The organism is Streptomyces sp. NPDC054872, from assembly GCF_053610705.1.
Genome location: NZ_JBSGYY010000030.1, coordinates 62173 through 88715 on the forward strand (window position 1 = coordinate 62173; position 26543 = coordinate 88715).

General features: G+C 70.6%; 27 protein-coding genes. 11 read left to right on the forward strand and 16 right to left on the reverse strand.

Features of this window, described 5'->3' with window-relative positions:
* Nucleotides 1-47: 47 nt before the first annotated feature.
* Both ACWGIH_RS30425 and ACWGIH_RS30430 read right to left on the reverse strand, forming a co-directional pair.
* The gene (locus ACWGIH_RS30425) at nt 48-1526 is read right to left on the reverse strand and encodes a sugar transferase (protein ID WP_453448347.1); all 1479 of its coding nucleotides are present in this window, start codon (nt 1524-1526) and stop codon (nt 48-50) included.
* Nucleotides 1523-2677 carry a glycosyltransferase gene (locus ACWGIH_RS30430; RefSeq protein ID WP_453448348.1) on the reverse strand — a complete coding sequence of 385 codons (1155 nt, stop codon included), beginning with the start codon at nt 2675-2677 and terminating at the stop codon, nt 1523-1525. The genes ACWGIH_RS30425 and ACWGIH_RS30430 overlap by 4 nt, the downstream gene beginning before the upstream one ends.
* A gap of 487 nt (nt 2678-3164) precedes the next feature.
* On the opposite strand from ACWGIH_RS30430, the gene ACWGIH_RS30435 reads away from it, so the two are divergent.
* The 7 genes from ACWGIH_RS30435 (at nt 3165) to ACWGIH_RS30465 (ending at nt 7636) form a co-directional block, all read left to right on the forward strand.
* Nucleotides 3165-3404 carry a chaplin gene (locus tag ACWGIH_RS30435; RefSeq protein WP_453448349.1) on the forward strand — a complete coding sequence of 80 codons (240 nt, stop codon included), beginning with the start codon at nt 3165-3167 and terminating at the stop codon, nt 3402-3404.
* 179 nt (nt 3405-3583) lie between these two features.
* A complete protein-coding gene (locus ACWGIH_RS30440; RefSeq protein ID WP_453448350.1) occupies nt 3584-4246 on the forward strand; it encodes a hypothetical protein in 663 nt (220 codons plus the stop codon).
* A 269-nt stretch (nt 4247-4515) separates the two neighbouring features.
* Entirely contained in the window at nt 4516-4797 is a 282-nt protein-coding gene (locus ACWGIH_RS30445) for a hypothetical protein (RefSeq protein ID WP_453448351.1), read from the forward strand.
* A gap of 220 nt (nt 4798-5017) precedes the next feature.
* The gene (locus ACWGIH_RS30450; protein WP_453448352.1) at nt 5018-5521 is read left to right on the forward strand and encodes a DUF5949 family protein; all 504 of its coding nucleotides are present in this window, start codon (nt 5018-5020) and stop codon (nt 5519-5521) included.
* Nucleotides 5522-5661: 140 nt separating this feature from the next.
* Complete coding sequence (locus ACWGIH_RS30455; protein WP_453448396.1) at nt 5662-6255, forward strand: vitamin K epoxide reductase family protein; 594 nt, start codon at nt 5662-5664, stop codon at nt 6253-6255.
* Nucleotides 6256-6307: 52 nt separating this feature from the next.
* Nucleotides 6308-6724, forward strand: a complete 417-nt coding sequence (locus ACWGIH_RS30460; RefSeq protein ID WP_453448353.1) for a tyrosinase family oxidase copper chaperone — start codon at nt 6308-6310, stop codon at nt 6722-6724.
* Between the two features lie 39 nt (nt 6725-6763).
* Nucleotides 6764-7636: a tyrosinase family protein gene (locus tag ACWGIH_RS30465; protein WP_453448354.1), complete on the forward strand. Its 873-nt coding sequence runs from the start codon at nt 6764-6766 to the stop codon at nt 7634-7636.
* A gap of 71 nt (nt 7637-7707) precedes the next feature.
* Here ACWGIH_RS30465 and ACWGIH_RS30470 read toward each other — a convergent pair whose 3' ends face one another.
* Entirely contained in the window at nt 7708-7989 is a 282-nt protein-coding gene (locus tag ACWGIH_RS30470; RefSeq protein WP_453448355.1) for a chaplin, read from the reverse strand.
* Nucleotides 7990-8148: 159 nt separating this feature from the next.
* On the opposite strand from ACWGIH_RS30470, the gene ACWGIH_RS30475 reads away from it, so the two are divergent.
* On the forward strand, nt 8149-8412 hold the full coding sequence (locus ACWGIH_RS30475; protein WP_453448356.1) for a hypothetical protein: 264 nt from the start codon (nt 8149-8151) through the stop codon (nt 8410-8412).
* Between the two features lie 56 nt (nt 8413-8468).
* On the opposite strand, the gene ACWGIH_RS30480 is transcribed toward ACWGIH_RS30475, so the two are convergent.
* From ACWGIH_RS30480 to ACWGIH_RS30540, 13 genes are all read right to left on the reverse strand, one after another.
* Nucleotides 8469-9470 (reverse strand): beta-ketoacyl-ACP synthase III, encoded by a 1002-nt coding sequence (locus ACWGIH_RS30480; RefSeq protein WP_453448357.1) that lies wholly within the window; start codon nt 9468-9470, stop codon nt 8469-8471.
* Entirely contained in the window at nt 9467-10129 is a 663-nt protein-coding gene (locus ACWGIH_RS30485; RefSeq protein WP_453448358.1) for a DUF6875 domain-containing protein, read from the reverse strand. The genes ACWGIH_RS30480 and ACWGIH_RS30485 overlap by 4 nt, the downstream gene beginning before the upstream one ends.
* Before the next feature lie 176 nt (nt 10130-10305).
* Nucleotides 10306-10947 carry a hemerythrin domain-containing protein gene (locus ACWGIH_RS30490; protein WP_453448359.1) on the reverse strand — a complete coding sequence of 214 codons (642 nt, stop codon included), beginning with the start codon at nt 10945-10947 and terminating at the stop codon, nt 10306-10308.
* Between the two features lie 64 nt (nt 10948-11011).
* Nucleotides 11012-12850 carry an acyl-CoA dehydrogenase gene (locus ACWGIH_RS30495; protein WP_453448360.1) on the reverse strand — a complete coding sequence of 613 codons (1839 nt, stop codon included), beginning with the start codon at nt 12848-12850 and terminating at the stop codon, nt 11012-11014.
* Between the two features lie 43 nt (nt 12851-12893).
* Nucleotides 12894-13991: a pyridoxal phosphate-dependent aminotransferase gene (locus ACWGIH_RS30500; RefSeq protein WP_453448361.1), complete on the reverse strand. Its 1098-nt coding sequence runs from the start codon at nt 13989-13991 to the stop codon at nt 12894-12896.
* A 55-nt stretch (nt 13992-14046) separates the two neighbouring features.
* On the reverse strand, nt 14047-15696 hold the full coding sequence (locus ACWGIH_RS30505) for an AMP-binding protein (RefSeq protein ID WP_453448362.1): 1650 nt from the start codon (nt 15694-15696) through the stop codon (nt 14047-14049).
* Nucleotides 15697-15698: 2 nt separating this feature from the next.
* Nucleotides 15699-16709 carry an acyl-CoA desaturase gene (locus ACWGIH_RS30510; protein WP_453448363.1) on the reverse strand — a complete coding sequence of 337 codons (1011 nt, stop codon included), beginning with the start codon at nt 16707-16709 and terminating at the stop codon, nt 15699-15701.
* A 31-nt stretch (nt 16710-16740) separates the two neighbouring features.
* On the reverse strand, nt 16741-18219 hold the full coding sequence (locus tag ACWGIH_RS30515; RefSeq protein ID WP_453448364.1) for an MFS transporter: 1479 nt from the start codon (nt 18217-18219) through the stop codon (nt 16741-16743).
* Between the two features lie 60 nt (nt 18220-18279).
* Nucleotides 18280-19212 carry an SDR family NAD(P)-dependent oxidoreductase gene (locus ACWGIH_RS30520; protein ID WP_453448365.1) on the reverse strand — a complete coding sequence of 311 codons (933 nt, stop codon included), beginning with the start codon at nt 19210-19212 and terminating at the stop codon, nt 18280-18282.
* A gap of 35 nt (nt 19213-19247) precedes the next feature.
* A complete protein-coding gene (locus ACWGIH_RS30525; protein WP_453448366.1) occupies nt 19248-20264 on the reverse strand; it encodes an SDR family oxidoreductase in 1017 nt (338 codons plus the stop codon).
* Nucleotides 20261-21586, reverse strand: coding sequence for an NAD(P)/FAD-dependent oxidoreductase (locus ACWGIH_RS30530; protein ID WP_453448367.1), 1326 nt, complete (start codon nt 21584-21586; stop codon nt 20261-20263). Before ACWGIH_RS30530 ends, ACWGIH_RS30525 begins: the two co-directional genes overlap by 4 nt.
* A gap of 2 nt (nt 21587-21588) precedes the next feature.
* Entirely contained in the window at nt 21589-22491 is a 903-nt protein-coding gene (locus tag ACWGIH_RS30535; RefSeq protein ID WP_453448368.1) for a class I SAM-dependent methyltransferase, read from the reverse strand.
* Nucleotides 22488-22736: an acyl carrier protein gene (locus ACWGIH_RS30540; protein WP_363209012.1), complete on the reverse strand. Its 249-nt coding sequence runs from the start codon at nt 22734-22736 to the stop codon at nt 22488-22490. Before ACWGIH_RS30540 ends, ACWGIH_RS30535 begins: the two co-directional genes overlap by 4 nt.
* Nucleotides 22737-22942: 206 nt before the next feature.
* Between ACWGIH_RS30540 and ACWGIH_RS30545 the strand changes: the two genes are divergently transcribed.
* The 3 genes from ACWGIH_RS30545 to ACWGIH_RS30555 are packed head-to-tail and all read left to right on the forward strand — an operon-like array spanning nt 22943 to nt 26453.
* Nucleotides 22943-24763, forward strand: coding sequence for a thiamine pyrophosphate-binding protein (locus ACWGIH_RS30545; RefSeq protein WP_453448369.1), 1821 nt, complete (start codon nt 22943-22945; stop codon nt 24761-24763).
* Nucleotides 24760-25431 (forward strand): SRPBCC family protein, encoded by a 672-nt coding sequence (locus ACWGIH_RS30550; RefSeq protein ID WP_453448370.1) that lies wholly within the window; start codon nt 24760-24762, stop codon nt 25429-25431. Before ACWGIH_RS30545 ends, ACWGIH_RS30550 begins: the two co-directional genes overlap by 4 nt.
* Entirely contained in the window at nt 25428-26453 is a 1026-nt protein-coding gene (locus ACWGIH_RS30555; RefSeq protein WP_453448371.1) for a 3-oxoacyl-ACP synthase III family protein, read from the forward strand. The genes ACWGIH_RS30550 and ACWGIH_RS30555 overlap by 4 nt, the downstream gene beginning before the upstream one ends.
* Nucleotides 26454-26543: the final 90 nt, after the last annotated feature.

Below are 26543 nucleotides of genomic sequence, written 5' to 3' on the forward strand. Positions count from 1 at the left end.
GGGTGACCCGGCCGGGAAGAACGTGATCGAGGCGGCGTTCAAGCGGGTCAGCTCCCCGTCGGACGTACGAGGGAGACTGCGGTGCGCAGCAGGATGCAGAGGTCCTGCCAGAACGACCAGCTGTCGATGTAGGCGTTGTCGAACCGGCACCGGTCCTCGATCGAGGTGTCGCCGCGCAGCCCCTGGATCTGGGCGAGCCCGGTGATGCCGGTCGGCATCCGGTGGCGCTCGGCGTATCCGGGGTAGGTCTGGCTGAACTTGCCAACGAAATAAGGGCGTTCGGGCCGGGGCCCGACCAGGCTCATGTCGCCGCGCAGGACGTTCCACAGCTGGGGAAGCTCGTCGAGCGACGAACGGCGCAGGAACTGGCAGAACCGGCTCATGTGCTGCTCGCCCGCGACGGTCCACCGGGTCGCCGCCTCGTGCGGGTCGGCGGGCCGGTGCGTGCGGAACTTCAGCAGGGTGAACGGCCGGCCGTCCCTGCCGATGCGCTCCTGACGGAAGATCACCCCGGGGCCGTCGGTGGCCCGCAGGACGGCGGCGCACGTGAGGAGCACGGGGCTGATGAGCAGCAGCAGGAACCCCGAGGTCACGAGGTCCAGGGCGCGCTTGCTGACGCTGAAGTGCCTGCGCCGCACGGGCACGAGCTGACGGCAGTGGAACCCCGCGAGCCGCCCGGATCTTGCCTGGCGCCCCGGCGCGTCGTAGCCCGGCGGCTGCGTCGCGTCGACCGCCCATACGTCACAGCCCGAACCGCTCAGCGTCCGCAGCCACCCGATCTGCTCCGGGCCCGGGGTCGGTCCGACGACCAGGACCGTGCGTACGTCGTTCTGGATGACCGCGCGGCGCAGCTCCTCGATCGTGGAGAGCACCGGCAGTTCGGCGACGTCCGACTCCGGGCGCTCGGCGGGCGCGTCCCCCACGATGCCCACGGGCCGTACCCCGGCCCGCGGATGGCGCAGTACCGCCTCCGCCACGCGCCGTGCGACGGTTCCGGGGCCGACGACCAGGGCCGGGCGTGGCTGCCGGAGCGCCGCTCTGCGTGCCCATCCGTACAGGGCGCCGCGGCCCGCGCAGCACAGCACGCTCTGGAGTGCCGCCGCCGTGCACAGGGTGCTGAGGGAGAGCGGGTCGAGGGCGGCGACGCTCGCGGCGAGGAGCCCCACGGCACACCAGCTCAGGAGGGCCTGCCAGGCGAGCGACGGCAGTTCGTCGAGGGCACAGGGCACGGCGAGCGGGCGGTACAGGGCGGCGCGTGCGTTCAGGCCGGTCACCGCGGCGAGCAGCAGGACCACGAGGAGGGGGTGGCGCTGCGGATCGGCGAGCAGCACGGTGGCGAGGAGGGCCGCGCTGCAGTCGACGGCGAACAGGGGGAGCGCCGATGAGCGGCGCGCCGAAGCCCCCCAGGTGACGCTCGTCCTGCGGCCGCCCCCGGACCCTCGGGGAGGGATGACCGAGGCGGTGGCGATGGCGTGGTCGGCCGCCCGTGGCTGCGCGGCAGGGGCGACGGTTCGTTCCGCACTCACGGGGTGATGGACTCCCTGCACTTGATGGGTCCCACGCCCAGTAGCTCGCGGTACACGGCCGCGACAGCGTCCGCGGTGTGCCGCACGTCGTGGGTGTTCAGGACGTGGCGGTGCGCTGCCCGGCCGAGGGATTCACGCAGGGGCGGATCGCCGAGGAGACGCAGGAGGGCTCGTGCCAGTGCCTCGGGGTCCTCGGCGGGGACCAGGCCGTGGGACGCCAGCGCGGGCGGCAGGCTCTCGCGCGCCCCGTCCACGTCGGTGACCACCACGGGCCGGGCGCAGGCCATCGCCTCCAGGGGTACGAGTGCCATGCCCTCCCACCGGGACGGCAGGACCACGAGGTCGGCCGCCTGGTACCAGGGGGTGGCGTCCCCGACGTCTCCGGCGAACCGCACGGAGGCGGGCGCCCGCTCGCGCAGACCGGCCGCGTCGGGCCCGTCCCCGACGAGCACGAGCCGGGCGAGCGGCAGCCGCTCGGCGACCGGCGCCCAGGCCCGCAGCAGGACGTCCTGCCCCTTCTGCCGGCACAGCCGCCCCACGCACACGACAAGGAGCTCCTGCCGGGAGAGCCCGAGGTCGGCCCGTGCCGCCTGCGCGGCCACCGGGCGGAAGCGTTCCACATCCACCCCGTTCGGGATCACCGACCAGGGCGCGTCGATCCCGGAGCGCTGTCCGGTGAGCCGTTCCGCCTCGCTGACGCAGATCAGGTGCGTGGCCCAGCGCGCCCCGAAGCGCTCCCAGTGCCGGGCGAGCCGCGCGGTCACCCCGCCGACGGCCTCGAAGGACCAGGCGTGCGGCTGGAAGACCGTGGGCACCTTGCCGCGCAGGGCGAGCCGGGCGGCGAGTCCGGCCTTGGCGCTGTGCGCGTGCACGACGTCCGGCCGCAGCTCGTCGACGATGCGGGCGAGGCGCCGCACCTCGTCCGGGAGCCCCGGCCCCGGGGAGCGGGTCGCCGCCCACGCGTGCGTGCCGCTTCCCAGGCCGCGCACGGCGTCCGGCAGACGGCCGCCCGGCGGACACGCCACGTCGACCCGCATTTCGGTGGACAGCTGGGACTTCACCAGGTCGGTGACCACGCGGGCCACTCCGCCGTCGACGGGCTGGGCGACGTGAAGGACGCTCAGCCGGTGGTCGTTTGATGACAGTTGCATGCACGGCGCCTTGCTCAGGGGGAAGGTGGTGCGCTACCGCTTCGCGGCCACAGCGGCGAAGAGCATGTCGGAGGCGTATTCGTGCCGCACGAAATCGCACGGCGTCACGCGACGCGGAGGGGGGCCCAGGGGATGACGCATGACCGGCGTTGCCCTTTCGGGAAAGTTCCGAACCAGGAGGGAGAATTGAAATGCGACAGTCACACCGGACCCGTAACTTCCCGCACTTGTTCTTACAAATGGCTTCAGGAGGAGAGCAACACTAGCCGCTTTCCGCATTAATCCAGGAAGGCTGACAAGTGTGTCGGAAACGTGAAGTGCGTAACGCCAGGAACCTGCCGGGAGCACGGCCCGACGGTCCCTTCGCGTTAACCCGGCGCCAGCAGATCACCCTTTTGGGCCCACAACTCCTGCGGGCGACATCCGTTGATCCATGGGCCGGGCACCCCGCCCTGCCGAGCATCAACTGACCAAGGAGCAACCCCGCATGTCGCGTACCGCGAAGGCCCTCGCCCTCTCCACCGTTGCCGTGGCCGCCATGGCCGGCAGCGCCGGCATCGCCGCCGCCGACGCCGGTGCCCAGGGTGCCGCCACCCACTCCCCCGGCGTCCTCTCGGGCAACATGGCCCAGGTCCCGGTCCACGTCCCGGTCAACGTCTGCGGCAACACCGTGAACGTGATCGGCCTGCTGAACCCGGCGTTCGGCAACACCTGCGTCAACAGCTGACGCTTCGGCAACACGCTCTGAGCGACGGCCGTTCTCCCCCGAGGAGGACGGCCGTCGTGCGTTCCCTTCCCTGCCCCGGACGGCCGCCGTGCCCCCGAATGGCAGTCGCTCGGTTGCGGCCGGACCCCACCGCTTTCACGGTGAACACAAGATCCGACGCATCACCGAAGGGAACATCCATGCGCGCTCTGCCCGTACGGCGTATCGCGACCACCGTCCTCTGCGCCTCTCTCCTCATCGGGACGGCAGGCCCCGTCATCGCCGCCGAGAGCGACACTCCGCATGACAGCGCCCAGGAGGCGGCCCGCGCACCGGTCGCCGACGCGGAAAAGCTGCTGGCCCAGGTCAAGACCCTGGGCGACGCGGGTGGTGTGCTCACACCCGTCACCAACCTGCTCACCGCCGTGCTCAAGGCCGACAAGGGGCAGCTGCCCGCCGATGACGCCACGAAGCTCGCAGCCCCGGTGAAGGACGCCATCACGAAGGCCGCGGCCGAGCCCTCCAAGGCCCCGGAACTCCCCGAGACCCCGGCGGTCCCCGAGGCCCAGACGCTCCCGCAGCCCCTGGCGCTCCCCAAGGCGGCGGACGACGCCGCGTCCGCCGACCCGAAGGCCGACGCCCTGAAGGCCCTGCAGACCGCGGTCGACGCCCTGGTCAAGGCGGCCACCGGTGGCGACGCCAAGGCGGTGTCCGGGGCGGCTCCGACCGTGGTGACCGATCTCGTCAACCTCGTCGCCGCCACGCTGGTCGGCGGTGGCCTCCCCGCCCCCGACCTGGCCGGGCTGCCCGCCCTGCCGAAGGCCCCGGAGAAGCCCGCGGCCCAGGCACCCGCGCTCTCCTGAGCCCGCATCAGCCTCATCCGTCGCGTCGGTCCTCAGGGCCGGCGCGACGGGTTTTTCACGTGCGCGCGGCCGACCGCGTCACGGCCGTCACCGGCTTCCTTTTCCCTCCTTGCGACCGTCCATCTCATACGAGAATGAGACACCGCCTTCGTTCGGGTGGGTTCCGTGAATTTCCCGCGCACAGAGTTTCCGGCGTACACAGCGCTCGTTACCCAAGGCGAAGTGAAAATCCCCTCTGGCGACCGTCCGTCGCCGCAGAAAGGAACACGATGAAGCCCCTGAAGGCTGCCGCTGTCGTTGCCGGATCCCTGGTCATCGCTGGTGTCGCCGCACCCGCCTTCGCCGCCGACCTCACGCCCACCAGCCTGAATGGTGCAGTCGACACGATCGCCGGCCAGACGTCGTCCCTCGACGCGGCCCCGCTGGCCACCAACGCCCTTGACACCGAGAACAAGGACTCGGTCGTCAACGCCGTGTCGGGTGCCGCGGAAAGCCTGCACGCGGGTGGCGGCGCCGGCAAGCTCCTCGGCGGACTCCCCGTCGCCAAGTAGAGCTCCCCCGCTTCTCCACCAGGGCCGGTTCCGCGGACGCATTCCGCGGAACCGGCCCTCGGGCTTTCCCCGGCGCTCTCCGCGGCCCCCGGCCCAGTTCGACTGCGGGGTCCCGGAGTTCGACCGGCGCGTGCCCCGATCGTGTGATCGCTCGTCCGTACTCACCCAGTTCAGTGAAAGATGGGCCCGGAGCCCCGGAACACATCGATAGCGTTCCCGGATGACCTCGACATCGAGCGAAACCCGCACTTTCCGAGCCGCCGATCTGGGCACCCTCACCGTGGTCGCCTGGAGTGGTGAACACCCCGACGACGAGAAGGACATGCCTTTCCTGCTCGCCTATTCGCTCGGTGACGGCGAGGGCGGTCCCGAGGGCGCGACCGAAGCCATCGAGCTTCTGCTGCAGAACACCGGACTCCCCGTCGGCGGACCCGTCGTGGAGACCTCCCGCAACCCGGGCCTGCCGGTCACCCTCCTCGTCGAGGCCGGGCAGGCCGTCCTGAACATGCCGCACCTCAACGCCCAGTGCGTGGTGCCGCCGGAGTGGCTCACCGCGGTGGGCGAGCGTGGCCACGCCTACTTCATGTTCACCACGCGCCCCTGGCCCGAGGGCAAGCCGGGCGTCCCACTCGCCGAGGAGGCCCTCGCGGCGTTCGCGGGCGCCGAGGAGACCATGACCCGCGCCGCGCACTGCCTGGTCAACGCGAAGAGCCTGCGCGGCTAGGAACCGCCGCCAGGGCCCGTACCCGACTGGGGCCCGCCGGTCGCGACAGACCGGCGGGGCCCGGCATCAGTGAGGACACCGCGATGCACACCACGACGCACCTCCCCGCGGCCCGTGAGCCCGAGGCTTCCTCGGGGCACATGGAGCCGCCGTCCCCCGGCACCGGCGGGAGTCGTGCGTTCGCGTTGCTCCTGGTGATCACGGGTGCCGCGGGGCTGCTGGCGGCCTGGGTCATCACGCTGGACAAGTTCAAGCTCCTCGAAGACCCGGACTACACTCCCGGCTGCAGCCTCAATCCGGTGGTCTCCTGCGGCAACATCATGACGAGCGAGCAGGCGTCGGTCTTCGGGTTCCCCAACCCGATGCTGGGCATCGCCGCCTACGCCGTCGTGATCTGCGTGGGCATGAGCCTGCTGGGCCGTGCGCGCTTCCCCCGCTGGTACTACCTGACGCTGAACGCGGGCACGCTCTTCGGTGTCGCCTTCTGCACCTGGCTGCAGTACCAGTCGCTGTACGAGATCAACTCGCTGTGCCTGTGGTGCTGCCTGGCCTGGGTCGCCACGATCACCATGTTCTGGTACGTGACCTCGTTCAACGTCCGTAACGGCCTGCTGCCCGCGCCCGCCGGACTGCGCACGTTCCTCGGCGAGTTCACCTGGGTGCTTCCGGTGCTGCACGTCGGCATCATCGGCATGCTCATCCTCACGCGCTGGTGGGACTTCTGGACCAGCTGACGGCCGCACGGCAGCACGGCAGCACGGCAGCACGCGCAAGGAGGCATCAGCAGTGGCCAGAAGAACAGCGGCCGGCGGGCGGGGTGCGGGGTGGCTGACCCGCCGGGCCACGACGGGCGGCCTCATCGGAGTCGCACTCGCCGCGGTGACGGGACAGGCCGTCCTCCAGTGGCGGACCCGGGAACCGGCCCAGGATTCGCCGTCCGACGACCTCGGTGACGGCTCGTTCGACGAGGTCTACGCGGGCCGCCACATCCGCGGGTCGCGAGCGGCATCGGGGCATCAACACCCGGACGAATCCTGGGACATCACCGTGGACGGGCGTCCGCTCCATCTGATGCGGCGCGCCGACGGCGGCTATCTGAGCATGATCGACCACTACCAGTCGTATCCGACGCCGCTCATCGCCACCCGCAGAGCAGTGGACGAACTCGGCCGTGGTCGGCACCTGCGCGGCGGGAAGGTCTGATCACCGCCCCGCACATCCGGATCGGAGGAGCGAACCGAAGTGGTCCACACGCGCAAGAACCAGGCCCGGCTGACCAGCACCGAGAAGCGGCGGTTCGTCAACGCGGTGCTCGAACTCAAACGCAGGGGCGAGTACGACGAGTTCGTGCGGATCCACGTCGAGCACTACGTGTCCGACGGGGAGGAAGGCCTGCGGGTGGCCCACATGACGCCCTCGTTCCTGCCCTGGCACCGCAGGTTCCTCCTGGAGTTCGAGCAGGCCCTGCAGCGGCTGGACTCCTCGGTGACCGTCCCGTACTGGGACTGGACGGCGGACAGGTCACCGCGGTCCTCCCTCTGGGGCAGCGGGCTCATGGGCGGCAACGGACGTCGCTCCGACCGCCAGGTCACGACCGGGCCGTTCGCCCGCACGAACGGGACCTGGATCATCACGGAGGGGGAGACGGACGGCGATTTCCTCATGCGTGACTTCGGCCGTCCGCAGAACCCGATCGAACTGCCCACCGAGGCGACGCTGAACTGGGCCATGCGTGACCCGGTGTACGACAAGGCGCCCTGGGACTCCACGTCGGCCGACGGCTTCCGCAACAAGCTGGAGGGGTGGACGTCCGGCACCGGCAACAGCAGGTGGCGCAACCACAACCGCGTCCACCGCTGGGTCGGCGGACACATGCTCGGCGGCGCGTCGGTCAACGACCCCGTCTTCTGGCTGAACCACGCCTTCGTGGACCTGCTGTGGGACCGCTGGCAGGCCAGGCACCCCCGTTCCGCGCCCTACCTGCCCGAGAAGCCGCCGGGGCCCGGGAAGGGCCCGCCGCACGGCCGTATCTGCGCCCGCTTCGAGAGGATGCCGCCGTGGGACGTGAAGCCGGACGAGCTGATCGGCCACCGGGGCATCTACCGGTACGCGTGACGGGTGGGCAGACGGGCGGGCACGGAAAAGCCCCCGGCGGTCACGGACCGCCGGGGGCTCACGCACGGGGGTCAGCTGCCGTAGCCGCCGTGGCCGTGGCCGCCCTTGTGGCCGTCGGCGTTGACGCAGGTGTTGCCGAACGCCGGGTTCAGCAGCCCGATGACGTCGACGGTGTTGCCGCACACGTTGAGCGGGACGTGGACCGGGACCTGGACGAGGTTGCCCGAGAGGACGCCGGGCGAGCCGACGGCTGCACCCTCGGCGCCGGCGTCGGCCATGGCCATACCGGTGCCACTGAGCACCACGGCGCCGGTGCCGACGGCAACAGCGGCTGCCTTCGCGATGCGAGACATCACGTTCTCCTTTGAATTGACGAGTACCGCCGCATGCACGCGGCCGTACTGTCCCTTCAACGGCGTCATCGACCGCAGGTAACGGCACTGATCGGTACATCATTGGTGAAATCGGCTGGGTGCCCGTGTCCAGGGCTGTGCCGAGCCGTTGCGCATCACATGATCTCAACACGACGCATGGTCGCCGTCCTCGCTCTCGCCGCCGGTGCCTCCGCCCTGGCCGCGCCCGCCGCGAGCGCCGAACCCATCTCCCCCACCGGCACGATCGACTCGCTCGCCGCGTCCTCGCTCCCCGCGGAGCAGCGCGCCGAGGTGCCCTCCGTCACCGGGCAGCTCCAGGGCCTCAACGGCCTGTACGAGCTGCAGCAGCTCCACCAGCTGACCGACCTGGCCGCGCCCGTCACGGGTCTGCTCAACGCCTAGCACCGGTCGCACGCGAACAGAGGCGGGGTCGGGCCCTCACGGAGCCCGGCCCCGCCTCACGGCATGGTGGCCACGACCGACGCGTACGAGAGGCCCGCGCCGTAGCCGAGCAGCAGGGCCGTGTCGCCGGGCTTCGCCTCACCCGACGCGAGCACCGCGTCCATGGCGAGCGGAATGGACGCGCCCGATGTGTTGCCCGAGGTCACGATGTCCTTGGCCACCCGCACGCGTTCCGGCAGGCCGATGCGTCTGGCCATCGCGTCGATGATGCGGACGTTGGCCTGGTGCGGGATGAAGACGTCGAGGTCGGCGGGGGTGAGACCCGCGGCCCGGAGGGCCTGGCCCGCGACCTCGGCCATCTCGTAGACGGCCCAGCGGAAGACCCGCTGCCCCTCCTGCCGCATCCACGGGAACTCCTGGCCAGGCGAGTCCCTGAGCACGTCCCACGGGGCGGTCTGCTCGATGGCGTCCGCCTGTGAGCCGTCCGCGCCCCAGACCGCCGGGCCGATGGCGGGGGTCTCGGACGGGCCGATCACCACGGCGCCCGCCCCGTCCCCGAAGATGAACGCGGTCGAGCGGTCCTTGAGGTTCAGCAGGTCGGTCATCCGTTCGACGCCGACGATCAGGACATGGCCGCCGCGGCTGCGGACCGCGTCCGCCGCGAGCACCACGCCGTGCACGAACCCGGCGCAGCCCGCCGACAGGTCGAAGGCGGCCGCGCCCCGCGCCCCGACGCGGTGCGCGATCTCCGTCGCGACGGCCGGAGTCTGCTTGAGGTAGGTGAAGGTCGCCGCGATGACGCAGGTGATGTCGGCCGGCGTGACGCCCGCCGCCGCGATGGCCTTGGCGGCGGCCTCCTCGGCCATCACCGCCAGGGTCTCGTCGGGCCCCGCCCAGCGCCGGGTGCGGATGCCCGTACGGGACCGGATCCACTCGTCCGACGAGTCGATGAGGCTGCTGGCCTCTTCGTTGTCGACGATCCGCTGCGGGCGGTACGTGCCCACGCCCATGATCCGTGCGAAGCGGGCGCCCTGGGACGTGCTCAGCGCCGGGCTCACGTGGTGCCCCACTTGTCCCGCGCCTCGGCGAAGGCCTCGGCGAACAGCGGGTCGGCCACCGATCCCCGCTCGTGCCTGCCGCCGTACCGCTCCTCGTAGGCGGCGAACCACTCGGGGTCCGAGTCGAGGAACAGGACGTCGTGGAAGGCCATCCAGCGCATGGCGAGCATCGGCACCGGCGAGCGCGAGACCTCGAACTCCGGGTTGCGCGCGGCGCGTTCGTCACAGTCGGGATGGAACTGCGCCAGCATCAGGCCGCGGCCCACCAGTTCGGGCTTGACGAGTGCGTGTGCCTCGTCGAGCAGGCGGTTGCTCCCCTCGGGCAGACCCGTCAGGACCAGGACCAGGGTGTGCAGGACGCGGTTGCGGCCCTCCCACGGTGTGGTCTCGAAGGCCTCGGCCATGCGGCGCACGAGGCCCACCACTCCTTCGGCGTCGACGTCCGGGTCGACCTGCCACTCCTCGATGCGGAAGCTCTGCGCCTTCATCGAGGATTCGACGAACGGGCAGACGGCGCCCTCCCGGTTGATACTCTCGTGCGGACGCATGATGAACTCTTCTATCCACTGCCGCCCCCGTTCCAGGGGCGATGCGGCCGAGCGGTCTGGTGTGTCCGCCCTCCCGTACTGGGGAGTGACGGCCGATACCGACGGACTCATGAGGGTTCCCTCCGTGATTCAGGACGCACTGAACCGCCACCCGGACTCGCGTGACGCAGAGGGGTGTTGAGGTCGCCAGGCGACTCAGCGGTTCAGCTCGGGCAGTTGTTGGTCTTGGCCGGTCAACTCATCTCAGGGCGGTGCTCGTCCGGTGACGCGCGGCGGTCCGGTGGATCTCAGTAGTTGTCGCCGAACGCGGCGCGCTGCCGCTTCTCCAGCCAGCCGCTGAACAGCTTGCCGATCGGCGCGGCGGCGACGCCGCCCTGCTCCCCCGGTCCGGCCACGGACAGCAGCCAGGCCGGCATGAAGCGCAGCGTCCAGCCGGGCGCGGTCTTGCGCATGTGGGTCGCGAAGCCCTTCCAGATCTGCTTGCCGAGGGCCGGGGCGAGGCGGCCGAGGAGTTCGCGCTCCTCGTCGCCGGCGTGCCCGGCAAGCTGTTCGCGCACCTCCTCCGTGCGTTTGGCCAGTTCCGTCGCGGCCGCGGGGTCCGTGCCGAGGCGTTTGCTCGTCTCGTGCCAGGTGTGCAGGACCTTCGCCAGCTCTTCGTGCTCGGCGGTCATCAGGGCCAACGCCTCCTGGTCGGCGCCCAGTTCACGCAGGCGGGGCCAGAGGAACTCGTCCTCGCCCTCGTGGTGGTGTTCGATCACCTGGAACAGCTTGTCCACGTAGTCGAGGAGGGCGGCGGCCTGGGCGGGGTCGGGCGTACGGGCCAGCTGCTCGGCGCTGCGGGCCACGCGGTCGAGGTCGCGCACCATGGCTCGGTGGGCCAGCAGCATCGTCTGGTGGCCCGAGGGCAGGTGGGCGATGGACTCGGTCATGAATGTCGCTCCTTACAGGTCAACGGCGGGCGGTACGGGTGTTCGCGCGCCGGGTGCTTCGGGTTCACCAGGCCTCGTCCGGCACGGCCATGAGCACCGTGTCCGTGTGCTCCGCAACGTGTCGCTCTGCGGTCAGCAGCGGGAGCACCTCCTGGGCGAAGAACCTGGCTGTTGCGATCTTGCCTCGGTAGAAGGCCGTGTCGGGGGCGTTCAGGCCATCCCGGCCCTCCGCCAGTTTCGACTCGGCCACCGTGGCCTGCCGCAGCAGGAGCCAAGCGATGAGTACGTCGCCGGCGGCCATCAGGAGCCTGGCCGTGTTCCGTCCCACCTGGTACATCGCCGTGGAGTCCTCGAAGGACCGCAGCAGGTGTCCGCCCATGACGTCGCCGATGGCGCGCAGTTGGGTGACCGCCTCGCCCAACTGTGCGTGTGCGGTTGAGAGTTCCGTACCTGTCTCGGTGAGGGCGGTCTTCTCCACCTCGGTCAGGAGCGCGCCGAGCGCGGCGCCCTGGTCCTTCGCCACCTTGCGGAAGAAGAAGTCGAGGCCCTGGATCGCGGTGGTTCCCTCGTACAGCGTGTCGATCTTGGTGTCGCGTATGTACTGCTCCAGCGGGAAGTCCTTGAGGTAGCCTGCGCCGCCGAAGATCTGCAGGGCGTGGTTGAGCTGTTCGCAGGCGCGCTCCGAGCTGTAGCCCTTGACGATCGGCAGGAGCAGGTCGTTGAGTGCCTTCGCCTCCTCGTCCACGCCGCCCGCCGCCTCGGCCGCGGCGATCCGGTCCTGCACCGTTGCGGTGTGGAGGACCAGGGCGCGCAGGCCCTCGGCGTACCCCTTCTGGAGGAGCAGGGAGCGCCGGACCTCGGGGTGGCGGTTGATGGGGACCTTGGGCGCCGACCTGTCGCCGAAGGCGGCCAGATCCGTGCCCTGGAATCGCTCCTTGGCGTAGGCGGCCGCGTTCAGGTAGCCGGTGGACAGCGTGGCCGCCGACTTGGTGCCGACGATCATCCGGGCCTGCTCGATGACCTGGAACATCTGCCGTATGCCGTCGTGCACCTCGCCGAGGAGTACGCCGACGGCGGGCTGTTCCGCGCCGAAGGTGAGCTCGCAGGTGGCCGAGGACTTCAGGCCCATCTTGTCCTCGAGGGCGGTGGCGAACACGCCGTTGCGCGCGCCGAGGCGGCCCGTGGAGTCGTCGGCGACGTGGAACTTCGGCACCAGGAAGAGCGAGAGGCCCTTCGTGCCCGGCTTGTGGCCCTCGGGCCGGGCGAGCACGAAGTGGACGATGTTCTCGGCCAGGTCGTGCTCGCCCGAGGTGATGAACCGCTTGACGCCCTCGATGTGCCAGGTGCCGTCCGGCTGCCGGACCGCCTTGGTCCGGCAGGCGCCCACGTCGCTGCCCGCGTCCGGCTCGGTGAGCACCATGGTGGCGCCCCACTGCCGGTCGACCATGAGGCGGGCGAGTCGCCGCTGCTGCGGGGTGCCGAGCCGGTCGAGGATCTTCGCGAAGCCCGCGAGCCCCTGGTAGAGGTAGAGGGAGGGGTTGGCGCCGAGTGCGAGCTCGGCGACGGCCCAGCGCAGGGACGGCGGGATGTCGGCGCCGCCCAGCGACGACGGCAGGTCGAGCAGGTGCCAGCCGGACTCCATCCAGGTGTGGTACGCCCGCTTGAAGGAGTCGGGCAGCGTGACCGAACAGGTCGCCGGGTCGTAGCGCGGCGGGGTGCGGTCGGCCTCGACGAAGGGGTCCGCGAGTTCGTGCACGGCGAGCCGATCCACCTCGGCCAGGATGCCGCGCGCGGTGTCACGGCCCGTCGCCTCGAAGGCTCCCCTGCCGTACGTGCGGTCGCAGCCGAGGACCTCGAAGAGGTTGAACTCCAGGTCCCGCAGGTTCGACTTGTAGTGGCTCATGGCGCGCTCCCTCGCTCCTTCACGGCGATCGCGGGTCAGTGGGTCAGTGGTGTCCGAGCAGGGCGGCGAGCGCCGTGGCCAGCCGCTCCACCTCGTCCACGGTCCCGACGGAGATCCGCAGGTAGCCGGGCAGACCGAGGACGTCGAGGTTGCGCACGAAGATCCGGTGCTCGGCGGCGAGCCGGGCCGCGAACCCCACGCTGTCGCCCGGGGCCGTGCCTTCCCCCGGCACCTTGACCATCACGAAATTGGAGACGGACGGGGCGTGTTCGATGTTCAGGGTGTCCAGGGACTTGCAGAGCAGTTCCCTGGCCCGCGCGTTGTCCGCGCGTACCCGGTCGATGTGCTCGGGCTGTTCGAGGGCCCGCAGCACGGCTCGCTGGGCCGGCCGGTTGACGTTGAAGGGCAGGGCGCCCGCGACGCCGTTGATCCGCTGGACGAGGTCCTGGGGGCCGATGACGAAGCCCATCCGGACCGAGGCGAGCCCCCAGGCCTTGGAGAAGGTGCGGGTCACCAGGACCCGGCGGCCCTCGCGCACCGCGTCGAGGGCGAACTCGTGGGCCGGGCCCGCGAAGTCCATGTACGCCTCGTCGAAGACGAGCACCGTGCCGCTGCGCTCCGCGGCGTCGATCAGCGCCGTCACGGCCGCCCGGTCGAGCACCGCTCCGGTCGGGTTGAGCGGGTTGCAGACGAAGGCGAGTTCGGCGCCGCGTTCCATCTCGGCCACCACCCCGTCGACCGGGATCGAGGCGCCTTCCAGCGGGACCGTGTGCGCCCGCGCCCCGACGGCCGCGGCGGACACCACGTAACCGGGAAAGGTGGTGGCGGTGGTGACGACGGAGGCGCCGGGCTCGCGCAGGAACGCCATCGAGGTGACGAGGACCAGTTCGTCGGTGCCGTTGCCGACCGCGACCATGTCGGGGGTGACCCCGAAGTGGGCGGCCAGCCTGCCGCGCAGTTCCCCGCACTCGCTGTCGGGGTACCGGTTGAGGTAGCTCGCGGCCTCCGCCCGCACGGCGTCGACGGTTCCGGGCGGCGGGCCGTACGGGTTCTCGTTGAGGTGCAGTCGCAGATGGTCCTCCTTGCCGACGATCTCGGTGTCGGCGAAGAAGCCCAGTGGTGGTGCCTGGACCTGAGGCATGTGGATCCCTTCTCGTACGGTGTCGCCGGCCCGGCCGGCCGGACGGCCGGCCCGGTCAGCCCAGTTGGACGCGCGCTATGGTCTGCAGCTGGTCGGCCTCACCGCCGAGCAGCGCCCGGCAGCGGAAGCGCTGGATCTTGCCGCTCGGTGTCCTCGGCAGGTGGCCGCGCTCCACGAAGACGCACTCGGAGAGCGCGATGCCCGACTTCTCCCTGGCCACGGCGGCGGCCTGGTCGGCGATGAGCGCGAAGTCGGCGGTGCTGCGCTTGGGTTCGAGCAGGAGCACCAGCTTGGAGACGCCCCCGCCGGCCATGTCGACGAGCGCCGAGCAGCCCTTGCGGACCGGGCCCATCGCCTCGACCGCCGACTCGATCTCGCTGGTGTAGACGTTGCGTCCGCCCACCGAGATCAGGTCGTCGGCCCTGCCGACGAAGTACACCTCCCCGTCGTGGACGAAGCCCAGGTCACCGGTGTGCAGGATGCCGTCGTGGAACCGCTCGGCGGTGCGCTCGGCGTCGTTGAGGTAGCCGGAGGCGAGGCTCGGCGAGTCGACGCGGAGCTCGGAGACGCGGTCCGGTTCCTTGGTCGTCACGGTGACCCCCGGCAGCGGGGGCCCGTTGGAGACGAGCCGGGTGGCGCCCGGCGCGTCCTCGGGGACCTCGACGATGCGGCCGTCGAGCAGCGCGGGACCGTCGAAGCTGCGGGTGACGGGGGCCTCGCCGAGCGGGGAGCAGGAGACCGCGAGGGTCGCCTCGGCCATTCCGTACGCGGGCATGAACGCCGTGGCCGCGAAACCCGAGGGGCCGAACGCGGCGACGGTGGCCTCCAGGGTCTCGAAGTCGACGCGTTCCGCCCCCACCACGCAGACCTTCAGCTCCAGTGGCTTGGGCAGCTGGTTGCGGCCCTGGGCGCGGGCGGCCAGGTGCAGGGCGGTGTTGGTGCCCGCGGTCATGGTGGCGCCGTACTCGGACATGTCGCGGAACCAGGTGCGCGGTGCCATGCCGAACCGCTCGGGCGACGACAGGACGAAGTCGTAGTCGAAGGCCCAGGCGTGCAGCATGGTGCCGAAGATGCCCATGTCGTGCGAGAGCGGCAGCCAGGAGGCGATCGTCTCGGCACCGGGCCGTCCGCCGGTCATCTCGTGGAGCATGTGCAGATGGGTCGCGATGGCCCGGGTGCTGAGCTCGCAGCCCTTGGGCAGGCTGGTGCTGCCCGAGGAGTACTGGATGAAGGCGGTGTCCTCGGGGCCCGGCGGCGTCGGGTCGATGCGCCGGTCGCTGTAGAGGGACGTCCAGTTGAGCACCGGGAGGTGAGCGGCGAGCTCCAAGGGGACGAGCGGCGCGAGTCCCTCGTCGATGAGGAGCACCGTGGGGCCGAGCCGCTCGGCGAGCAGGCTCAGCTGGCCGCCGTACTCCTGCGGGCTCTGGCCGCGGGCCGGCAGCGGGAACGAGGCGACGGCCCCGCCCGCCAGCCAGACCGCGAGGAGTCCGCGCAGGGTGTGCGCCGAGTTGGTCAGGACGGTGGCGACCCTGCTGCCGGGTCCCACTCCGGCGGCGCGCAGGGTCGCCGCCATGCCGTGGGCGTCGTCGACGACCTCGCTCCACGGGGTGTGCCCGTAGCCGTCGTCCTCCTGCCAGTGGTGCAGGACTCCGTGGGAATCGTCGCGCAGGAGGAGATCCCAGAGTCCGGTGCCGGTGGTTGCCATGGTCACTCCACATCCACGAGGGAGAGGTCGTTCCCGCCGCGCGAACGGTCCGCCATGGGCGCGATCCGCTGCTGGCTGACCAGGAGTTCCTCCTGGCTGAGCTTGGTGCCGCTGACCCGGCTGACGCCGGCCTCGCGCATCGTCATCCGCTCGGTGTCGATGCGGATGACCTTCCAGGCGAGGCGGGTCTTCTCCAGGCTCCAGATGAAGATCGCGGAGAGGTCGACCTCGTACCACTTCATGCCGTGCCGGGCGGAGCGCGGGAAGGCGTGGTGGTTGTTGTGCCAGGCCTCGCCGAAGGAGGGCAGGGCCAGCCAGGCGACGTTGCGGGAGTGGTCGGTGGTGGTGAAGCGGCGGCGGCCGAAGTAGTGGCCGATGGAGTTCACCGCGTACGTCATGTGGTTGATGAGGAAGATCCGTACGAGGCCGCCCCAGAGCATGCCCGTGAACAGCGCCTGGACGGAGCCGCCGGTGATGGCGAAGGCGAGCAGGCCAGGCAGGACGACACCGGCGGCGACGACGGCCACGAAGTTCTCGCTGAGCCAGCGCAGCGGCTTCTCCCTGACCAGGTCGGGGCAGTAGCGGATCGGGTCGGAGCTGAGGTCCTCGTCGAAGAGCCAGCCGAGGTGGGCGTGCCACATGCCGGCGATCGCGCCCTTGAAGCCGGGCTCGAAGCCCAGGTGCGGGCTGTGCGGGTCGCCTTCCTTGTCGGCGACGCGGTGGTGCTTGCGGTGGTGGGCCGCCCAGATGATCGGCGGGCCCTGGCCTGCGAGCACGCCCGCCGTGGCGAGGGCGACGCGGACCGGCTTGTACGTCTCGAACGAGCGGTGGGTCAGCATGCGGTGGTAGCCGGTGGATATGCCGATCCCGGATATGACGTACATGAGAGCCGTGACCAGGACGTCGGTCCAGCCGAAGATGTGGTTCCAGGCCAGGACCATGGCGGCGCCGAGCGCGAGCAGTGGCACCAGGGAGGCCGCGAGCATGTACCAGCGGTGTTCCTTGCCGTCCATTTCTTCCCCTTACTTTCGTTGGTCTTCGACGTCAGACACCCGATGTGGTCTCCGGGTCGAATTCGGTGCGGAGCGCGGGCAGAACGAGGGAGAGGAGCGCGGCGCACGCGGTGAGCACCGTCCCGACGAGGAACACGGTGTGGAAGCTCGTCAGGAGGGCGTCCGGCATGGCCGCGCCGGACGCGATCTCGTCGTCCAGGCGGCTGCTCGCCAGGGTGGCGAGGACCGCGAGGCCGATGGCGCCGCCGATCTGCTGACCGGTGTTGAGGACCCCGGACGCCGCGCCCGAGTCCGCCTTCGGCACCCCGCTGACGGCGGCCACCACGAGCGGCACCATGGCGAGCCCGTAACCGGCGGCGCAGAGCAGCAGCGTGGGCAGGATGTCGGAGGCGTACGAGGCCTTGAGCGGGGCGTTGAGGAGCAGGCCGAGTCCGGCGGTGGCGGAGGCGAGGCCGATCAGGCACAGGACGCGGCTGCCCAGCTTGGGCAGTAGCTGGATCGCGATGCCGGAGAAGACCGCCATGGTGATGCCGAAGGGCGCCCAGGACACGCCGGCCCGCAGCGGGGACCAGCCCAGGAGGTTCTGCATGTACTGGGTCAGGAAGAAGAAGATCCCGTACAGGCCCGACGCGGCGAGCAGCATGATCACGTTGGCCGCGGAGATCTGCCGGCTGGCGAAGATCCCGAGGCGGATCAGCGGATCGGGAGCGCGCTGTTCCCTGATGACGAACGCCACCAGGAGCAGGGCGGATCCGACGAGTCCGGCCACGGTGGCGGCGGAGCCCCAGGGGCGGTGGTTGGTGCTGATCACGGTGTAGACGAACAGCAGGAGGCCGCCGGTGATGAGGACGGCGCCCAGGCCGTCCGTCGCGGGCCGCTTGCCGGGCGCGCCGTCCTCACGGTCGGCGAGCGCCGGCTTCAGGGCGAGGGCGAAGAGGAGGACGCCGACCGGGATGTTGACGAAGAACACCCAGCGCCAGTCGACGAGATCGGTGATGACCCCGCCGAGCAGCACGCCGGAGACTCCCGAGATCCCGGTGAGTCCGCCCCAGATGCCCAGCGCCTTGCGGCGCTCCTTCGCCTCGGTGAAGACGGTGATGAGGATGGACAGGGCTGCCGGGCTGAGCAGCGCGGCACCGAAGCCCTGGGCGCCGCGCGACACGATCAGCATCTCGGGAGAGTTGGCGAGACCGCAGGCGAGCGAGGCGGCCGTGAAGACGGCGAGGCCGGTGAGGAACACCCGCCGTCTGCCGAACAGGTCGGCGCAGCGGCCGCCGAGCACCAGGAAGCCGCCGAACAGCAGCATGTAGGCGTCGACGACCCAGGCCAGTGAGGCCCGGTCGAAGTCGAGGTCGGTGCGGATCGTCGGCAGCGCCATGGAGACGACCGTGTCGTCGATGATGACCATGAACTGTGCGCCGCAGGTCACCGCGAGCGCGAGCCCTGCCGCCTTGGTTGCCGCGCCGCCGGCTACGGCTGCCGCGGTGGACGAGGCGGTTCCCCTGCCCATATGCCTTCTCCTGTTCGCCAAGCTGTGTGGGGGTGCTGCGTGGGGTGCTGTGCCGGTGGGTCAGGAGGCCGCGGCCTGCGCGACGACCCGGTTGAGGCGGTCCATGCGGGTGGCCAGGCTCATCCGGCCCTCCAGGCGGAAGGCGGGCAGGCGCCTGCCGTCGACGTCGCTGAAGCCGTACTCGTCGGCCAGGTCGCCGGTGGAGAGCACCTGGCCGGAGCGGTTCAGGACCTCGGGGTCCGCCGCCAGCGCGTTGATCGCGCGGCCCACGTACTCGGGCGAGTGGACGACCGCTGCGGGTCCGTCGCCGAGCGCTTCCCAGGCCGCCTCGACCCGCTCGGTGCGGACGAAGCCCGGGTGCAGGGAGAGGGCGGCGATCTTCTTCTTGCGCAGATCGGCCGCGAACGCCTTGCTGAGCCGGTCGTTGGCGGACTTGAAGACGTCGTACGCCGCCTGGCCGAGGTAGGTGTCGCCGTCGGTGAAGCCGATGCCGACGATCAGCCCGGTGCTGCCGTCGTCCTTCCCGAACATCAGCGGGGTGAGAAGGCGCGTGATGTCGTACTGGGCGCGCAGCGAGCCCTCGCACAGTTCGTAGCGCCACATCGGCTGGTCCCAGTACGGGGCGTCGAAGCGCACGTCGCTGGAACGCTCGTAGCCCGCCCAGGCGTTGTTCACCAGGAGGTCGAGCTTGCCGTGGTCGGCCCGGATCCGGTCCGTCAGCGCCTGGTTGTCCTCGGTCGACCGGTGGTCGCAGCGCACCGCGATGCCGGTGCCGCCGCGGGCGGTGACCTCGTCGGCGGTGTCGTCGACCGTGCCGGGCAGGCCTTCGGTGCGGCCCTCGGTGCGGGTGCTGCGGCCGGTGACGTACACCGTCGCGCCGGCGCTGCCCAGGGCGAGGGCGATCCCGCGGCCCACGCCCCGGCTCGCGCCGGTGACCACGGCGACGGTTCCGTCAAGGCGCGGGGGCTCCCACTGCTCGTTCGCGGGGTTCACGGGGTCCACGGTTGCGTCCTCTCTGATCTGACGGGCTAGCTGAGGTGGGCGGAGGCGTATTCGAGCGTCCGCTGATAGGCGTCCGTGTCGTGGACGAAGGGGACCTGGTAGCGCTCGCGCAGGAGTGGCATCGACGTGGGCAGGACTCCGCCGCCGCACCGGGTCACCTCGCTGACGTCCCGCAGGACGGAGAGGTACGAGCGGGCCAGCGGAGGCAGCCTGCGCAGTTCCTCGGGGTCGAGGGCGTCGGGGTCGGTGACCGGGGGCGGGGTGAGGGTGCGGCCCAGGCCCGCCGCGTGCTTGGCGCACACGTCGATCGCGGCCTCCATGTCCATCGCCTCGTCGCCGTACGTCACCCAGAACTCGCCGCTGGTGTCGCCGAGTTCGACGGCCGCGAGCACCGCCTTGGCGAGCAGGTCCTGCGGCACGATGTCGATGCGGTTGCCCTCGTGCACCGGGATGAAGGGCGCACGGCCGCGGCAGATCCAGTCGGACATCAGCTGCACGATCTGACCGCGTGAGGTCCAGCCGGTCCGCGAGTCGCCGATCAGGTTCGTCGGCCGGAACACGGTGTGCGGAAGGCCGCTGTCGCGCAGGAGCTGCTCCGAACGGAGCTTGGAGCGCACGTAGTTGGTGGTGACGTTCGTGTCGCTGAGCTTGTACGGGGCGCTCGCCGAGAGCGCGGCCACGAAGGCGGTGCTCATGAAGTGGACGGTGGCGCCGGAGAGTTCGGCGAACTCGATGACCCGGCGGGTGCCGTCCACGTTCACCGGCTTGTAGCGCTCGTCGGGCAGCCCCCACTCGGTGAGCCCCGCCGAGTGGATGACGGTGTCCACGTCCCGGACCAGCGCCCGGTAACTGTCCTCGTCGAGGCCGAAGCGCGGCTCCGCCAGGTCGGCGTCGAGCACGTGCTCGGTCCCGGCGGGCAGGGCGACGCCGCCGGGCCTGGCCATGGAGATGAGCCGGACCGGGCGGCCCGGCGCCTCCTGCAGGATGGCGCGGCCCACGACGCCGGACGCGCCGGTGAGCAGTACGGTGCGTCGCTCGCTCATGCCCGGGACTCCTTCCACTCCATGAGGCGTGTGGTGGCGCGGGCCCCGACGTAGAGGAACGGCTCGGGCGGGAAGTCGCGCTGCTTGCGGTGCTTGTCGTCCACGTACAGGAGCCGCGAGTACTCGGAGTCCTTGCCGAGCACCAGGTCGCGCAGGACCTTGCCGCCGGTGTGCGTGGCGGCGATGCCGTTGCCGTTGAAGCCGTATCCGTAGAAGACGTTGCCGCCGGGCAGTGACCCGAAGTGCGGGGCGTAGTCACGGGTGACGTCGACGGTGCCGCCGTACGTGTAGGTGAACTTGAGGTCCCGCCACATGGGGAAGAACCGGCCGAACTCCTTGTGCAGTTCGCGGTAGGCACGCTGGTCGTTCATGCGGCGCCGGCGCATGTCGCGGCCGTAGAAGTACAGGGCGGGGCCGCCCGCCCACATCAGGCGGTTGTCGGCGGTGAACCGGGCGCAGGTCAGGAAGGTCTTCGCCTCGACGAGACCCTCACGGCCCTCCCAGGCGATACGGCCCAGCTGCTCCTCGGTGAGCGGCTCGCTCACCATCGCGTAGCTCCAGATGGGCACGGTCTTGTTGCGGAACGCCTCGAAGGTGAACTGGTGCGCGTTGGCCGCGATGATCACCTTGTCGGCGGTGATCCGGCCGCCGGGGGTGACGACCGTGGGCCGCACTCCGGGGTCCACGCGCAGGACCGGGGTGTTCTCGTGGACGGTCACCCCGCGCTCCTTGACGACCCGGGCGATCCCGCGGGCCAGCCGGAACGGGTTGACCAGGGCGCCACCGGTGCGCATGGCGCCCAGGATGGCGGGCGAGCCGATCAACTCCTGTGCCTGGGAGCCCGACAGGAGCGGGGGCTGTTCGCGGCCCGCGATGGTGGTGGCGAGTTCACGGTCCGCGCGCAGGCGGCGCAGCTGGGCCTGGTCGGTGGCGACCATCAGGTAGTCGTTGGCCTCGTACTCCGCGTCGATCTTGTTGCGGCGCGTGAAGCGGCCGATCTCCAGGATGGAACGTCCGACGGCCTGCGAGGCCTCCAGGGCGCGGCGGGTGCCGAACTCCTCGACCAGGGCCTGGATGTCCTTGCCGATGGTCGGGGTGACGAAGCCGTCCGCGCGGCCCGACGCCCCGTAGCCCGAGTGCTTCGCCTCGACGATGTGGATGTCGAGCGCCGGCTCGGCCTCCTTCAGGAAGTGCGCGGCCCAGAGGCCGGTGTAGCCGCCGCCGACGATGGCGACGTCACAGTCGACGTCGTCCCGCAGCGGGGGTTCGGGCGTGACGGACTCCGTCTCGTGCCAGTAGACGACGTTCTTTCGGGTGCTCACACTCAACGCCCCTTTTCGAGAATGATCCTCGCGAGGCCCAGGTGGCGGTTCTTGAAGTGCCGGACGCTCGCGCCGAGATAGTTCTCGTAATTGACGACGTTGTCCTCGCCCGAGATGCGTACGGCCTCTTCCCTGTTCTCCTGGAGTCGCCGCAGCCATTCCGCGCAGGTGCGGCTGTAGTGGTCCGGGTCATTGCGCAGGGACACCACGTCGAAGAGCTTTTCGCTGGATTCGATGACTTCGGAGAGCGCCGGGATCTCCGACTCCGGGAAAATGGTCTCGATGATGAACATGAGCTCACGCACGGTGGCCTTGTCCATCACGGTGTTGTTGCCCTTGATGTTGGTCTGCAGGGCAATGCGGCCGCGCGAGGGCAGCCATGTGTAGCAGCGCTCGAAGAACTCGCGGTAGGCCGCGATCCGTTCGGCCCTGGACAGGCCCGTCTTGGCGAAGTGCTCGAACGCGCCGATCGAGATGATCGCGTCGTAGCCCTCCGCCGGCTCGTGGTTCAGCCAGTTCTCCACCCGGATCTCGGTGCGCGCGATCCCGGACGCCCTGACCAGTTCGGCCTGGCTGTCGCTGAGGGTCAGACCCGTGGCGTGCTGCACGCCGTAGATCCCGGTGAGGCGCTTGAGGAGGCTTCCCCAGCCGCAGCCCACGTCGAGGACCCGGCCTGCGCCCGCCGCCTTGGCCCCCTCGATGAGGTAGTCCAGCTTGCGGGCCTGCGCCGCCTCCAAGTCGTCGGCGGTGGTGGCGAGGCCGGCGAGGTCCGCGCCCGACTCGTCCCACAGGGCGCAGGTGTAGGTGAGCGAACCGTCCAGCCACAGGCCGTAGAAGTCGTTGGAGACGTCGTAGTGGTGCCTGATCGCCTCGGCCGTGGCGCCCTGGTAGGCGACGGTGCTCATGCGGCGGCCGCGGTCTGGGTGGACTCGACCAGCTTGACCAGGTCACCGACGGTCTTCACGTTGGCCGCCTGGCTCGGGTCGAGCTCGATCTCCGCGTCGTCCTCGACGGTGTAGACGATGTCGGCGATCTGCAGGCTCGAAAGGCCCACCGAGTCGAAGGCCGTGTCGGCGTTGAGCGTGAGGCCGGACGCCTTGTTGCCGAGCTTCTTCGCTATGAGGGCGCAGACGGTTTCAACGGTGATCACGATGGTTGTTCCTTCCGGTCGGTGCGATGTGCGGTGAGCGATTGACCAGAACCTAACTACGGCCGCCGTCCCGGGACATGACAGAGCGGTATGGCAGATCCCTGCCATACCGTGGCCCGGCCCGGCTGACAGGGATGTGCCACTTGCCCGCGGCGGACCGCACGGCCTGAAATAGCTGGACCACCGCCTGGAAAGAGGGACGGTCCATGAGAAACCAATTCCGCGTGGTCGACTTCATCGTCGACTTTCTTCGCCGGCAGGACGTCGGGCATGTATTCGGAGTCGGTGGCGCCAATATCGAAGACCTCTACGATGCGATTCAGCACGCGGAATCCAGCCCGGAAACGGGCTCGGTATCCAGCCCGGAGACGGGCCCGGCATCCGGCCCGGAGACGGGCCCGGCATCCGGCCCGATCGGCGTGGTCGCCAAGCACGAGTTCTCGGCCGCCACCATGGCGGACGGCTATCACCGCGCCTCCCAGCGCCTACCGGTGATAGCCGCCACCTCGGGCGCCGGGGCCATGAACCTGGTCCCCGGGATCGCCGAACTCAGGGCCTCCTTCGTGCCCGCCCTCGTCCTGATCGGGCAGCCGCCCACCTCACTGGACGGGCACGGTTCCTTCCAGGAGACCAGCGGGCTCGCCGGATCCATCGACGCGGAGCGGCTGTTCGGCGAGATCGCCGTGCACTGCGTACGCGTCGAGGATCCGGAGTCCATCACCGAGTCGCTGCCGCGTGCCCTCGCGGCGGCACTGGACCCGGCGGCGCCGGGGCCGGCCGTGCTCCTGCTGCCCAAGAACGTGCAGCAGGCCGTGCTGCCCGCCTGGGACGCCCCGAAGCCACCCGAGGTCGCCGCCCGTGAGCTCTCCCCGGCGGCCGAACGCGAGCGGGCCGTGGCCCTGTTGCGCTCGGCCGGGGAGCGCCAGGGCGTGGTGGTGATCGCGGGTGAGGGGGTGGCCAGGGCGGACGCACGGCCGCAGCTCGCCCGGCTCGTCGAGGCGCTCGGGGCACGGGTCGCCGTGGCCCCGGACGCCAAGGACGTCTTCGACGACCGCGATCCGCGTCACCTGGGCATCGCCGGGGTGATCGGCACCGCGGACGTGCAGGAGGCCCTGGAGCAGGCGTCCGCCGTGGTGCTCGCCGGGACCCGGCTGCCGCAGATGGCGGGCGCCGGACTGCACGACCACCTCAAGGGCTCACCGGTGGTCTGCGTCGACCCGCGGCCACCGTTCCTGGAGCCGCACGAGGATCTGGTGCGCCTCACTGGGCCGCTGGGCGACGAAATGACCGTACTGACCCAGGAGTTGACGGCCGGGGGCGCGGGAACTCCGGCACCGGTGGCCCCCAGGCAGGACGTCCCCGCGGCCGGGGCGGCGTCACCGCCTCCCGGTGGTCCCGCGCACGCGGGCCCGCTGGACATGCGGGCCGCCGCGACGGTCGTCGGCGCCTCGCTGCCCGCGGGGTCCACCGTGGTGAGCGACGCCGGCAATACCGGCGCCACCGTGATCCATCACGTCGGGGTGCCCGTCGACGGGCGGTTCATCGTCGCCATGGGCATGGGCGGCATGGGCCACAGCTTCGGGGCCGGCATCGGTGCCGCGTTCGCGACCGGCAGGCGCACCTGCGTGTTCGCCGGTGACGGGGCTTTCTTCATGCACGGCATGGAGGTGCACACCGCGGTCGAGCACCGGCTTCCCGTCACCTTCGTGATCTTCAACAACAACTCGCACGGCATGTGCCACACCCGCGAGCAGCTCTTCTACTCCGGCGACTACACCTACAACCTCTTCCGCCCGGCCCGGATCGGCGAAGGCGCCGCCGCGATGTTCCCCGGCCTCGACGCGGTGACCGCCACGACCACGGACGAGCTGCGCGCCGCGCTCGCCCGCGCCGAGACCACCGGCTCGCCCGCACTGATCTGCGTCGAGACCGACCCCACCGAGATGCCTCCGTTCCGTCCCTTCCAGCAGCACGCCATGGCCGTCGGAAAGAGCCGGCCCAGCAACCAAGGAGTCGTACCAGGATGACCACCGTCACGAGCACGGACACCACCACCGCCGACTACGTCGCGCCGGAGCCGATCCCCGCCGACCTCAAGGACGTCCCCGGGCTGCTCCGCTGGGAGACCACGCCGCGCGAGGAGGCCCTCGCGCAGGCCGCGCAGATGACCAAGGAGTCGTTCACGTACGACGAGGTGTACGGGAAGTTCGTCACCGTCCACCAGTACATCGACGCGCCGCCGCAGGACGTCTACGACTACCTCACCAACGAGCGCAACCTGAACGAGTACACCTACAGCACCCGTGACTTCGCGCCCACCGACACCCCCGGCCTCTACCAGGGCCGCGACACCCTCCTCGACGACGAGACCAAGATCTTCCTGCGGATCGACGGCGACCCGCGCGCCCTCACCGTCGACATGAAGTGCGCCTGGGACCAGGGCGAGGAGCTGTGGATGGTCTACATCCACCGGATCATCGACGCGCAGACGGTCCTGAACAAGCCCGGCTCCGTGGTCATCTGGACCAACTGCCGTCACCCGTACTACGACAAGAACCCGCACCCCGAGCTGGCGTCGAGCCCCGAGCGCCCGTGGGTCGGCGACATGTGGAACCTCTTCTACGCCGGTCACCAGATAGAGATCGACAACATGAAGAAGATCCTGGAGCTGCGCAACGGCAGCACCGGCGCATGAGAGCCGTCAGTCTGCTGGAGCTCGCCTCCTACCTGCCCGGGGAACCGGTGGGCACGGAGTACTTCCTCGAACATCAGGAAGGCGCCGGCGACCTGTCCGGACACACGATGTTCAAGGCGCCGCGCACCCGGCACCAGGTGTCGAGGGACGAGACGCCCGCGGACATGATGGAGAAGGCCGGTCTCGTCCTGCGGGACCGGATCGGGGACGACGCCCTGCGCGCCGTCGACGTGGTGATCACCAACTCGCTGCTCCCCGAGGTGCCGTTCACCGGTCCCGGGGCGGAGGTCGCCCACCGGCTCGGCGTGAAGGCCGACTGGGTGCTCGACGCCCACAACGGCGGCTGTGCGTCCTTCGTCCATCTGCTGCGTCTGGCCCGTGCGTTGATCGGCTCGGGCCAGGCCAGGTCCGCGCTGCTCTTCAACGTGCAGAACAGCGCGGGCCCGGTGATGACCCAGCCCGACGTGCGCAGGCTCCCCGAGGCCGTCATCCCCGGTGACGGCTGCGGCGCCGCCTATGTGGCGGCGTCCGACGAGTCACCGATCCTCGGCATCGAGGTCGCCAACCACGGCGAGTACACCCGGGACTGCGGCCTCGCGCTGCACGACGGGCGCAAGTACTGGGAGGCGGGCTCCAGCCAGATGCACGTCGGGTTCACGCCCGACAAGGTCGCCGACATCGTCGAGCGCGGCAACCGTCTGGTGCCCGAGGTGGTGAACCGGGTCTGCGAGTCGCTCGACCTCAAGACCGACGACCTGGACCTGCTGATCACCAACCAGCCCAACCGGATGTTCCTCAAGCAGTGGCAGGAGCGGCTCTCCATCGGCCCCGACCGCCATCTGGACACCTTCGACAGGTTCGGGAACCTCTTCGGCGCGGCCGTCCCCATCACCCTCGACCACGGCATCCGCGAGGGCCGGGTCGAGGACGGCAGCCTGCTGATGCTGGCCGGCTTCGCCCACGCCGGGGACTTCGCGGGAGCCGCCGCCGTGCACTGGCGGGCGGGAGGTGCGCGGGGGTGACCCACGGGCCCGGGGGCGGTTCACGCCGCCCCCGGCCCACCTCCCGGCCTTCCCGCAGATCACGGCAACTCGCCTGACGTACAAGGAGAG

Bases quoted from the DNA above. Each gene is read 5' to 3' on its own strand.
- ACWGIH_RS30430 (WP_453448348.1), bottom strand. From the start codon at position 2,677: ATGCAACTGTCATCAAACGACCACCGGCTGAGCGTCCTTCACGTCGCC.
- ACWGIH_RS30435 (WP_453448349.1), top strand. From the start codon at position 3,165: ATGTCGCGTACCGCGAAGGCCCTCGCCCTCTCCACCGTTGCCGTGGCC.
- ACWGIH_RS30440 (WP_453448350.1), top strand. From the start codon at position 3,584: ATGCGCGCTCTGCCCGTACGGCGTATCGCGACCACCGTCCTCTGCGCC.
- ACWGIH_RS30445 (WP_453448351.1), top strand. From the start codon at position 4,516: ATGAAGCCCCTGAAGGCTGCCGCTGTCGTTGCCGGATCCCTGGTCATC.
- ACWGIH_RS30450 (WP_453448352.1), top strand. From the start codon at position 5,018: ATGACCTCGACATCGAGCGAAACCCGCACTTTCCGAGCCGCCGATCTG.
- ACWGIH_RS30455 (WP_453448396.1), top strand. From the start codon at position 5,662: ATGGAGCCGCCGTCCCCCGGCACCGGCGGGAGTCGTGCGTTCGCGTTG.
- ACWGIH_RS30470 (WP_453448355.1), bottom strand. From the start codon at position 7,989: ATGTCTCGCATCGCGAAGGCAGCCGCTGTTGCCGTCGGCACCGGCGCC.
- ACWGIH_RS30475 (WP_453448356.1), top strand. From the start codon at position 8,149: ATGATCTCAACACGACGCATGGTCGCCGTCCTCGCTCTCGCCGCCGGT.
- ACWGIH_RS30485 (WP_453448358.1), bottom strand. From the start codon at position 10,129: ATGAGTCCGTCGGTATCGGCCGTCACTCCCCAGTACGGGAGGGCGGAC.
- ACWGIH_RS30490 (WP_453448359.1), bottom strand. From the start codon at position 10,947: ATGACCGAGTCCATCGCCCACCTGCCCTCGGGCCACCAGACGATGCTG.
- ACWGIH_RS30495 (WP_453448360.1), bottom strand. From the start codon at position 12,850: ATGAGCCACTACAAGTCGAACCTGCGGGACCTGGAGTTCAACCTCTTC.
- ACWGIH_RS30500 (WP_453448361.1), bottom strand. From the start codon at position 13,991: ATGCCTCAGGTCCAGGCACCACCACTGGGCTTCTTCGCCGACACCGAG.
- ACWGIH_RS30505 (WP_453448362.1), bottom strand. From the start codon at position 15,696: ATGGCAACCACCGGCACCGGACTCTGGGATCTCCTCCTGCGCGACGAT.
- ACWGIH_RS30510 (WP_453448363.1), bottom strand. From the start codon at position 16,709: ATGGACGGCAAGGAACACCGCTGGTACATGCTCGCGGCCTCCCTGGTG.
- ACWGIH_RS30515 (WP_453448364.1), bottom strand. From the start codon at position 18,219: ATGGGCAGGGGAACCGCCTCGTCCACCGCGGCAGCCGTAGCCGGCGGC.
- ACWGIH_RS30525 (WP_453448366.1), bottom strand. From the start codon at position 20,264: ATGAGCGAGCGACGCACCGTACTGCTCACCGGCGCGTCCGGCGTCGTG.
- ACWGIH_RS30535 (WP_453448368.1), bottom strand. From the start codon at position 22,491: ATGAGCACCGTCGCCTACCAGGGCGCCACGGCCGAGGCGATCAGGCAC.
- ACWGIH_RS30545 (WP_453448369.1), top strand. From the start codon at position 22,943: ATGAGAAACCAATTCCGCGTGGTCGACTTCATCGTCGACTTTCTTCGC.
- ACWGIH_RS30550 (WP_453448370.1), top strand. From the start codon at position 24,760: ATGACCACCGTCACGAGCACGGACACCACCACCGCCGACTACGTCGCG.
- ACWGIH_RS30555 (WP_453448371.1), top strand. From the start codon at position 25,428: ATGAGAGCCGTCAGTCTGCTGGAGCTCGCCTCCTACCTGCCCGGGGAA.